This window comes from Geodermatophilus sp. DF01-2 (genome assembly GCF_004571065.1).
GTDB lineage: Bacteria > Actinomycetota > Actinomycetes > Mycobacteriales > Geodermatophilaceae > Geodermatophilus.
The window spans coordinates 1-2227 of record NZ_SPQN01000167.1 but is presented as its reverse complement, the minus strand read 5'-3'; the positions used below and the strand labels follow the sequence as shown (position 1 = coordinate 2227).

At 77.9% G+C, this 2227-nt stretch carries 2 protein-coding genes; both read right to left on the bottom strand.

The genetic code is table 11. The annotated features are described in order from the left end of the window. Positions 1-1314, bottom strand: a 1314-nt coding sequence (locus E4P41_RS21575; RefSeq protein WP_167761215.1) for a protein kinase, incomplete at its 3' end; no start/stop codon positions are given. A 113-nt stretch (positions 1315-1427) separates the two neighbouring features. Then, on the bottom strand, positions 1428-2227 hold an 800-nt coding region (locus E4P41_RS21570; RefSeq protein ID WP_209307858.1), incomplete at its 5' end, for a PASTA domain-containing protein.

Below are 2227 nucleotides of genomic sequence, written 5' to 3'. Positions count from 1 at the left end.
GGGTTGCGGCTCGACCGGTGCCGGCGCGACCTCGGGCGCCGGGGCGACCGGTGCCGGTGGCGGGGCCACCGCGACAGTGAGGGTGACCAGGTCACCGCGGGCCAGCGCACCGACCGGACCGAGCTCCACCACCTGACCGGCGAGGACGTCGGAGCGCTCGACGGTCGCCCGCTGCACCCGCAGGCCGAGCGCCGCGAGCTCCGCCTCGACCTGGTCGGCCGGCCGTCCGAGGTGTTCGGCCGCCACGACCAGCACCGCCCCGACGGGCTGCACCGGCTCGCTCGACGGGGCGGCGGTGTCGGCCACGGCCACCGGCGTCCCGGCGACCTCGCCGCCGGTGACCTGCAGGGCGGCGACCCCGAGGCCGGCCCCCAGCAGGAGCGCGGCCGCCGGTACCAGCAGGCGCCGCCGGCGGGTGCCCGCCGCGGACGTGGCCGGCAGCGCCGCAGTGGACGGCGGGAGGGGCGTCAGCCGGCGGCCGGCGCGCACGTGGTCGACGGCGGCCCGGAACGCGGCGCCGTCGGGGAAGCGCAGCGCAGGGTCCTTGACCAGGGCCCGGGCGACGAGCGTCCGCAGCGGCTCCGGGACGTCGTCGGGCAGCGGCTCGGGCTCGTCGCGGATCTGTGCCAGGGCGATCTGCACCGGGCTCTCGCCGTCGACGGGCCGCCGGCCGGTCAGGCACTCGTAGGTGATCGCGCCCAGCGCGTAGACGTCGCTGGCCGGGCCGGCCTTCCTGCCCGCGGCCTGCTCCGGTGAGAGGTAGTGGGCGGTGCCCACCACCTGGCCGGTCCGGGTGAGCGGCACGCTCGATGCCGACCAGGCGATGCCGAAGTCGGTGATCTTCACGACGCCGTCCCAGCCGACCAGCACGTTGCCCGGCTTGACGTCCCGGTGCACCACGCCGGCCGCGTGCGCCACGGCCAGCGCGGCGGCGGTCTGGCGGACGACGTCCAGCGTCCGGTGCGGGTCGAGCCGGCCCTGGCGGGCCAGCAACGTCGAGAGCGGTTCGCCCTCGACCAGCTCCATCACCAGGTAGGCGAGGGTCTCGCCGCTGCCGTCGGCCGCGATGACCTCGCCGTAGTCGTGCAGGGCGGCGATGTTCGGGTGCACCAGCCGCGCGGTGTGCTGGGCCTCCGCGCGGAACCGGGCGAGGAAAGTGGGATCGCCGGTGTACTCGCTGCGCAGCACCTTGACCGCGACCAGGCGGTCCAGCAGCACGTCGCGGGCGCGCCACACCTGACCCATGCCACCGGTGGCGATGAGCGAGTGCAGCTCGTAGCGGTCGCCGAGCGTGCGCACCCCCGGCTCAGCCACCTCACTCCTCCTGAACGTCCCCGCTTTTCGCAGCCCCCCAGCGGCCTCCCAGGGTGCCACCCGGGACCCAGCCGGACATCCCGGACCGGGCAGGTCCACCCGTCCGGGGAGGATCAGCGCTCGGTGCGGTCGGCGCCCCGGGTCGCCGTGGCGGTGGCGGTCGACGGCGTGGACGACGGCTCCGGCGTCGACGGCCTCGTACTCGTGGGCGGCGTCGACGTCCTGGGCGCCGTGGGGCTGGTCGACGGCGCCGGCTCCGTCGGCTCCGGCGCCTCCGTCGTCGGGGCGGGCTCGGTCGGCGTCTCGCTCGGCGGGGTGCTCGTCGGCAGCTCCTCCGGCGTCTCCGGCGGCGCGGTCTCCGTCGGCTCGGCCGGCGCGGGCTCCGGCTCCGGTGTCGGCTCCGGTGTCGGCTCCGGCTCCGGCTCGGGTGCCGGCTCAGGCTCCGGCCGCGGCGGGGCGACGTCCTCCTCCTCGTCGGAGACGCGGGTGGCCGGGGAGGAGTCGCGCTCCGGCCGCGGCGCGGGCTCGGGCGCGACGGCGTAGCTCAGCTGCACGGCGTCGCCGGGGCGCAGCCGGACACCGGTCGGGTCGACGGCGGTGACGACGCCGGGCGCCACGTCGGCGGTGACCTCCTCCACGCGCTGCACGTCCAGCCCGAAGGCGGACAGCACGCGCGCCGCCCCGTCGACCTGCCGGCCGACGTAGTCCTCGGCGGAGAGCCGGATCTCCGCATCCTCGGTCTGCGCCGCGACCACGGTGGGGACGGGCTCGTCCTCCCCGGAGGCGGCCACGAAGACGCCGGCGGCCGCGCCGGCCCCGAGCAGCAGCGTCACCACCGGCACGAGGACGGCGGCCAGGCCGCGCCGACGCGGGGCGGGCGGGCTGCTGGTCCGGGTGGCCGGGCCGGCCGCGG